The organism is Microcoleus sp. M2_D5 (assembly GCF_036701935.1).
Classification (GTDB): domain Bacteria; phylum Cyanobacteriota; class Cyanobacteriia; order Cyanobacteriales; family Microcoleaceae; genus Microcoleus.
Genome location: NZ_JAUBRP010000135.1, coordinates 1 through 8,457, shown reverse-complemented (window position 1 = coordinate 8,457; position 8,457 = coordinate 1). Strand labels below are relative to the sequence as shown.

Annotated in this window: 4 protein-coding genes; 1 reads left to right on the top strand and 3 read right to left on the bottom strand. The window is 44.0% G+C overall.

Annotated features, from left to right (window positions below; all coding sequences use genetic code 11):
• The first annotated feature begins 99 nt into the window (after positions 1 to 99).
• Positions 100 to 672, top strand: coding sequence for a Uma2 family endonuclease (locus tag QUA50_RS28620; protein ID WP_333268654.1), 573 nt, complete (start codon positions 100 to 102; stop codon positions 670 to 672).
• 818 nt (positions 673 to 1,490) lie between these two features.
• Here QUA50_RS28620 and QUA50_RS28615 read toward each other — a convergent pair.
• The 3 genes from QUA50_RS28615 to QUA50_RS28605 all read right to left on the bottom strand — a co-directional run bounded on the left by QUA50_RS28615 (position 1,491) and on the right by QUA50_RS28605 (position 8,231).
• Entirely contained in the window at positions 1,491 to 4,388 is a 2,898-nt protein-coding gene (locus QUA50_RS28615; protein WP_333268656.1) for a DUF499 domain-containing protein, read from the bottom strand.
• A 318-nt stretch (positions 4,389 to 4,706) separates the two neighbouring features.
• Positions 4,707 to 5,306, bottom strand: a complete 600-nt coding sequence (locus QUA50_RS28610) for a hypothetical protein (RefSeq protein WP_333268658.1) — start codon at positions 5,304 to 5,306, stop codon at positions 4,707 to 4,709.
• A 9-nt stretch (positions 5,307 to 5,315) separates the two neighbouring features.
• Entirely contained in the window at positions 5,316 to 8,231 is a 2,916-nt protein-coding gene (locus tag QUA50_RS28605) for a DUF1156 domain-containing protein (protein WP_333268660.1), read from the bottom strand.
• Positions 8,232 to 8,457: the final 226 nt, after the last annotated feature.

The following is an 8,457-nucleotide window of genomic DNA, read 5'->3' as shown; positions in this document are numbered from 1 at the left end:
GGCGTCCCGCCCGTCCTTAAAAGACGGGCGGGACGCCCATCCCACAAACTTGTGGAAGTTATTTAATTCTCATTCCTTACTGAACAACGATACTACTCGATGGAGGAATATCTAGCACTAGAAGAAGCTGCTGACTACAAAAGCGAATACATTGACGGTGAAATATTTCCTATGGCCCGTGGCTCTACAAATCACAATCAAATAGCGCTCAATTTCAGTACCGAACTAAATTTTGCGTTCAAAAAACTAGACTATCGAGTTTTCATGAGCGATGTCCGCTTGTGGATACCCAAGAAGCGCATCTATACTTATCCCGATGTGATGGTAGTATGTGGGAAGCCGGAGTATTATAATAACCGCACCGATACGATTACCAATTCCAGAGTAATTATTGAGGTTTTGTCAGCTTCAACTAAAGGATACGATCGCAGCAAAAAAATTGAGGGATACCGCACGATTCCAACTCTTGAAGAATACTTATTGCTAGACCAAAATCGGAGATATATCGAACATTTTTCTAAGACGGATGATAAGCGATGGTCGTTTGCTGAGTACAATGAATCGGATGAGACGATCGCGCTTGCTTCAGTATCCTTTGAAATTGCTGTGGCAGATATCTATAATAAAGTGAATTTTGAACAAGTAGATCAAGAAAATGCCCCTGAAAAATGATTGTAGGGGCGGGTTCACCAACCATCTGTGCCACTAATTAAGAAAATAAATAAACCCGCCCTGCCCGACAAAAAATCTCGATCGCCCGCAATTATTGTAGGGGCGGGTTCACCAACCATTTTTGCCACTAATTGAGAAAATAAATAAACCCGCCCTGCCCAACGACAAATCGGCATCTACATTTGTGAAATACGATCGCACATCAGGTTAATCTAGGTTATTGGTTGGGTGGGGGCGGGTTTATCTAGATTGTCTGCTGGTATTAAATATTATTCGTAAAACCCGCCCCTACACGCTATCGTAGGGGCGGGTTCACCAACAATCTATGTGAAAAACTAACAATCTCAAAAACCCGCCCCCACCCAGCCACAAATCGGCATCTACATTTGTGAAATTCGATCGCACATCAGGTTAATCTAGGTTATTGGTTGGGTGGGGGCGGGTTTATCTAGATTGTCGGCTGGTATTAAATATTATTCGTAAAACCCGCCCCTACGATAGCGTGTAGGGGCGGGTTTCACCAACAATCTATGTGAAAAACTAACAATCTCAAAAACCCGCCCCCACCCAGCCACAAATCTCGGAAATAAGCGTGTTTCCCCAAATTACCGTAGGGGCGGGTTCACCAACCATTTATGTCAGAAACCAACAATATAATAAACCCGCCCCCACCCAACGACTGAGAATAGGAACTAAACTTGGATTAACCCTATAAGCTGTTGCGGCAAATAAACATTTTGTGTCAAAAATCAATCAAACAATGAGGCGGGCGTTGCTCCCAGCAGCGGCCCGAATATGCAATTTAAGCGCTGAAGCTGTTACTCCAACCGTGTAGATGCCTTAATGTCCATTTCGTCGAGAGGTTCTTCGATCGCATTCCTGAGCCAATTCTGGTCAAATCCCTTAACTGCGTGTGCCTTAATTTCAATTGTAATTGACATATCATCCGCTTTGTCAGATAGTGTTGGCAGTATTTGAAACAACTCAAAAATTTGGGATTTGTTAGTAATCGCGTTCAAAGTGTAGTGGTGGGCTTTTTGTTTCCCATCTACTATGTCAACCAAAACAGAACGCCTGATGCTGCTTGTTTCCGACTTATATTCAACGGTTTTTTTGTCTTCCCCTGCCGCTTTGGTTGTGCGGCTGACTTCACCCCAAACATCGCCACTGCTGGTATTGCTATCATTTTCCGAGTCAGAAACCAGAATTTGCTGATTTTCGTCTGCTGGTACGATCGCCCGCAGCTTCATTACCAAGCTAGGAGACAACAAATACCCCGACAAATCTAACTCATCGGCCGGAATTCCCTTAGCAAAGCTGATGAGGGCAGGATTTTCTACATTCGGAGGGCGATCGGCATTGATAGTCAAGCGCGGGACATAACCCAAAACGCCATTGGCGATCGCCTCCAGAATAGCTTTCTTAATCGGATCAACACCCAACAACTTCGGAAAATTGGGGAATCGGAAAAAGTAACCCACCAATTCCTCACCCTTGATAAATTCAGTTTCCGAACTTTCCAAACCCGAAAGCCGCACTAACTTAGTCGGCGTTATCGAATCAAAAACATAATTTTTCAGAGCATCCAATACCCGGTCTTGCAGGTTTTGACTCGTATTAAGCTGAGACTGCAAATCAATCATTTCCAAACGCAGAGGAGCATTGCTAGTTGTGTCAGGCACCGGTAGCAGAATATCTTCATAGAGACGGCGAATTGCCGCGCTGATTTCATTCGCAGATTCCTGACCTTTGCTAGTCAATTCCTCCGTATCTCCCGCAGTGAACTTGTATTTTTTCTTCTGTTCTAGCAGAGAAGAAATCGCCAACGCTGTCCGCGCCCCCTTTCGCGCCTTCTCCATCTGCACCACCTTCGGAATCACAAAGGCCAAAGCATTTTTGTAATCCCGTTTATCATTACCACGATTTTCCAGCCATGTCAAGGCATCAGCTAATATTAATTCCTGGCTTTTTTCCGCCCAGCTTGGGTCAAGATAGACAACACTAAACTGAGAAAGATTATCAGGAATTGCCGCAGAATCTTTCGGCCACAACACGACTTTGCCGCGAGGATTTTGTAAAGCCTTGCTCAAATCTGTACGGATACGTTCTAACACTTCTTCCCCACTAATATTGCTTTCCTCATCCGCCACTAACTTATTCAGATTAGCTTTAGTTTCAAAGCGATAGCGTTTACCGACATAGTGCAAATAAAGCAACTGTTCTCGCAAGTCACTTAGCGTCGCCGTGATTGTTGTGCGCTCCAATCCAGGGGCGAGACAAGCCGCGATAACATCTTGCTCCAAAATGCCTCGGTCTTCTCCACCTCTGGCACCAAAAGAATACATTAAAATAGCAGAAGTGAGGCGACTTCCTACTTTTAACAGTGCCAAAGCCGGGGAATCTTGACCAATGCGATTATCTACTATTTTGACCTTAGCTTTCCGACCAATTAAGTCAGCATTCAAGACAGAACTGTAAGCTTCTCTTTCTCCGACTTGGGTAAAGAAAGCGCTGCGGGTGGCTTCATTATGGAACGGAATATTAGCGGGAGTAATTAGCCAAGAACTATCATTTGCCTCTCGCAAACCGTAAACAGTAGAAGCCAGAAATTGTAGTGCGCCCCGCGTGCGCTGGTAACTCGGTAAACTTCCCCAGCGATGATACATTAAATCAAGTAAATCCGGGTGGAAAGGATAGCTGATTTCAATACGTTCTGCTAGTAATTCTACTTGTTGCTGTATTTGCTGTTTTTCCCGATTAGTTTCTGCGTAACTTTCCCGGAATTTGCGGTATAATTCAGCTTGTTGTCGCGCCAATTCTTTGATGATAGCTGGGTCGCCCACATCAGCAAATAAGCGGCGTTGAATGACGCGCATTACTTCATCGCCACTCACAGGTTCTTTTTTCGCATCAATGCGACTGACTAATTTATCTAAAGTGTTTAATACCCCTTCATTCCCGAAAGCTTCTTGCACGCTAGCTTGTAGAGAATAAACTAAAACTGCGCGGGGCAATTCGCGGACAACTTCAGTCAGCTTCTGAATAAAAGTGAGGATTTGCCGACCAAAATTTGATTCCCCTACCGTTAAAGCCATTGCGCCTTCGACATAGACAATCACCTCATCCATTAGCAGCAAAACTGTTTTGTCAGCAAAGATTTGACGCAGCTTGTCATTACCAGGAGCAATGCGTTGTTTATCTTCTGTTTCCACCAGGGCATAAGCCTCATAACCGCCAATTTTCCACGCTAAATAGCCCCAAGGTGTGAGAACAGTTGGGCCGTTTTCAATAGGAATGCCCGTGATATCAATATCTAAACCAATTAAGGTAATCACATTAACTTCGCCTGGGTTGGGTAAAGTGTCTAATTGTGGAATTCCTTGCAGTTGGCTTCGGTGTTGGACAAGGTGATATAAACACAGTAAAGCGTGGGTTTTACCGCCGCCGAAGGGTGTACGCAATTGTAAAACTCTGTCGCCGGCTTCTCCACACAATCCTTTGACAACACTTTCTAATAGTTTTCTCAATTCTGCTGTCAGATAAGTAGCATTAAAAAAATCACGGGCATCGCGGTAAACTTTGGGGCAGTTTGGGGAATTGCGGACAACTGAACTTAAGCTAGCCGCGTAGGTGGCGTTATCTAGTTTTCCTTCTAAAATATCGGCGTGGGGAGTAACAACTTGTGTCCAAGGTTTGATTTGGTAGGCGGTGTTCATAATTTTTGGTAAGAGTTTGTATTATTTTATTATTGGCAGAAAGGGAGATGTTGTCATCGCGAGGCGGTATTGTCATTATGGGTGATACCAATTTTTTATGAGGCCCCGTAGAATCTGATCCCCCCTAACCCCCCTTAATAAGGGGGGGACAAGAAATTCCTCAAAGTCCCCCTTCTTAAGGGGGATTTAGGGGGATCTCCGGGCGATACAAACCGTTAACTGAACCGTATTGCATTATGGTAGCCAGAAACCGGGTTTTTTTACCCAAATACTAGCCAACAACCCTCAATTAAAGTGAAAAACCAGGTTTCTTGAGCTTTAATCGGGAATAAAACTTACTAAAATACCGAGAATTTTAGGCAGGTTTTGCAGATAATATTCAACCGCATCAATACTGATAACTTGTGCTTCTAACTTAAGGAATTTCCAAATATTGCCCGAAGTGACAACCCCATAAATAGTGCCGATATTATTGCCTTCTTGTTCGTTAAATAGTTTTGCTGCTACCATTTCGGCTACACACTGCCCCAAACCGCTATTAATATTTTCTTTCTTGGCTTCTACTAAAGCTACAACGGGCGAACGAATAAACAGTAATTCGGGGTCTTTGCTAATCAGAAAATCGCAAATTCCATTTAAACCTAATTCGGGGGCAATATTAAACTCGGTTCCTGAGAATAAACTAATTTTATCTTGCAGTTGTCTCCTCAATTCTAGTAAAATTGGAGCAATAATTAATTCAGAACGGGCTTTTTCTGTATTCATTGCTAGGGCTAAAGGTACGTTATATTGCAGGGTTTGGGTTAAAATGTTGCTGCCTTCTATCTCAGCGGTTTCGGCGAATAAGTTAACTCGTTCTGAGGTTATTAACTTAAAGGTTTTGACGGCTTTATCTAAACTAAAGTCACTGTAAGACATGGTTAAAACTTAACTTCCTTTAGTAAATAAGTTTTCTTCTATAAGTCGCTTCCAAGATGCTAGTAAGGTGTCTATTGTTTGCTGTTCCTTGGTGCGGTTCGTAGTGTGGCCTTCGATTCCTCCTGCCTCTGGTGTTAAAGCACGACCCGCTAAGGCTTGGGCTACTAACTGCAATTGGGTGGTGTCTGGCTGTGCTAAACTCAAAAATTCATAGATGCCTTGTGGTCTATTTTCTGATAGCCACAGCAAGCGGTGCAGGATGTCAATTAAGCTAGGGGCGTTGCCTATGGCTTGGGGTTTGACGTTGAAGGTTTGCTGTTTTTCGGTTTTTTGAATGCCTAAGTCTTCTAATGCGCCGCGTTCTTGATAGTCTTTTAGTTGGATTTGATTTTTGGTTTTTTTGACTAGGGCAAGTTTGCCGTCAGTTAAACCGCTAGCGCCGTCTAATTCGACACCTATACCTCGCGCTAGGGTGTTGGCTTCGTCAAATTCGACAATGGCTTCGCCGTATTCGTAGCGTCCCAGAATGTAATATTGGGTGGGTTTATCGACGGCTGAGACTCCTCTTTGGTCGCATCCTAAGACAGTGCCCAAGATGGTTTCAGCTACTTCTTTTTGTACTTCATCTAGGAAAGAACTGGCATCTAATTCGTCTCCGTTGGGGAGTTCTACGCGGTCAAATTGGGTGTAGGCGCGGAGTCCGGCACCGATGCAAGCTATTACTAAGTCTGCGCCGGTAACTCCTTCTGACATCAGGGTTTTTACTCTGTCGCGCACGATTTCTGATAGCAATGGGCGGACTTCTGTGGCGTAGTCGCCTGTACCCCCTTCAGTTTCCCTTTGGTAAGGGGGGAAGTTAGATAATTCTTGTTCCCTCACCTTAGTAAGGGGAAGGTTAGGGTGGGGTTTTTCCCGTTTTCTGGCAACTAAAAAGATACTGGAAGCGAGAGAGGCCCTAAGACCGCGCAATCCTCCTTGCTGTTCAGTATCAAGCGGCCATGCTTCAGTAATGGTAAATTTAGCCCGCCTGAGAGAATCAATTAATGTTGACCAACCGGCGGTAGTTTTGTGGGCATAAACTACAACCATCATGCCCCCTGGTTTTAGCACTCTGCTGGCTTCACAAAATGCTTTGTGCATCAAGTCTTCATAAGCTTGGGCTGCTTTTTTCTTGTCTCCCCCATGTCGTGAAGGTTCCATAGTGGCTTCGTTTTTTTTGGGGGTAAGTGGACTAGAAAAATGTTCCGGGAAAAGATGTCCAATACTGCGTTTTAGCCATACATAGAAATAGTCTGATAAATCTGAATAGGGAACAGCATCAAAATAAGGAGGATCAGTAATAACTGCATCTAAGCTAGAATCGGATATATCTAATTTTTGGCAAGGCTGTCTTTTAGCAATTGCTACATTACTAATTTCTGCCAAGTTTCGCACGTTTTGAATAGTCCAGTCTAAACCGTCAGAATAGTTACCAGAACTCCCTCCTATTGGATTAGTTTCGGGAAAGTCCCAACACATCGGTAGCCTGCCGCTACCAATAGGGCTTTCTATAGTTTCGCGCCCTGTATGGTAAACCCCCAAGTTACTACCTCTATTAGCAACTTTTGTAACCCCAAGGCTGAGATAAGTTGCAACGGCTTTCCCAAATTCCTCCTCATACCCCTGAGACACCATATCCTGATGCGCCAACCTCACCCACTTAACAAGCGTCATCAGCGACAGCAATTGACGGGAGGTAAATAACTTTTCAAATGTATCTAAACCATATAGAGGCGCATTAAAAACACCAGACCACACTTTTACAGGTTCATCCGGGGTACTAATTCCTATTTCTTTAACCAAATTTTGTAACCTAGTTTTAATTTCTATTTCATTAGGGATATATTTTTCATAAGCTGTACCACTCAAATAAGTTTTACCTTTCTCTCCTGAAGTATTACAAACAATTGCCATCAATTGATGACTGATTCTACCAGCTTTTCCATGTTCTTGAATATAGGGTTTAGTAGGCACAGTTGTCCCGCAATGACGACAAGTTGAAGTACCCCGCGAACTACCCGCCGCCGGGTCAAAACCTAACCCTTTTTCCGTTGCAGACTCGACAACTTCAAACTCCACCCGCTTCGTTTCGTGATTAGGAATCACCTTAAGTGCAACATACTTTTTAGACTTCTTGCAAAGCCAAGTTTGCCGCACCAAAGGAACATCAGCGCCACAACCAGGGTTAGGACATTTAACAGTGCGCGTCCATAAATATGCAACAGGGGTGAGATTTTGTGCGAGAGTTAACTGCTTAACTTTTGGTGCAAATAACTCTAATTGCTCAGATTCCTGCGGCACAACTTCCCCCACCTTAATATCAGGGTATAAGTCACCAATTTCTCCTCGGACTTTTTCAATCACCCAATTGCCCCATTTTTCCACCTCATCGGCTAATTTTCTGCCGTACTTTTGGGGATAAACTAGCGTACAAAGCTCAATAATATGAGCCACCGGATTGAGTTCAACTGCGTAGGTTTCGCACCCCAAACGCAACGCTTCTAACGGAATAGCCCCGCCACCAGAAAACATATCTAAAACCTTTGGTGGCGGCACTTGATTTAATGGTGTTTCTGGCGGTAAATTCAGGCGAAGTTTTTGCGCTTCTAGGATTTGCTTTCTCGCTTTATCAATAGTAGGTTGTCCAGCTTCCCATTTACACAAATCAATCATTGCTTGTTTCAATGCTGTGCGCTTCTGTGGTGTTTCTGGTGCCGCTATTAGGGATGCAAAAACCGCCGCTCTTGCTGCGACTAAAGGCCGTCTCGCCCACCATAAATGTAGGGTGGAAATGTGACCTTTGCGAATCGACTTCTCCCGTGCAGCTTCTACCGAGATTTCTTTGATAGGGATAAAGTCTTCAATTAAGCGGCGGTCATTTGTCATGGTTGGTAGTCTTTTTTTTTCGTGTAAGAATGACGAAACTATCTGTCATTGTCAGGTATAGCAATCGCCCGGATGGTTAGGACGATTTTGAATATAGTCGTGGGGTGGGGGCGGGTTTTTATCATTTGTCGATGAGTGTCACAGATTCGGGCGAACCCGCCCCTTGTATCTTAAAAGAGACAAGCTATCAAACCGCAAAATGCAGGCTATCGAACCGCAGACACGG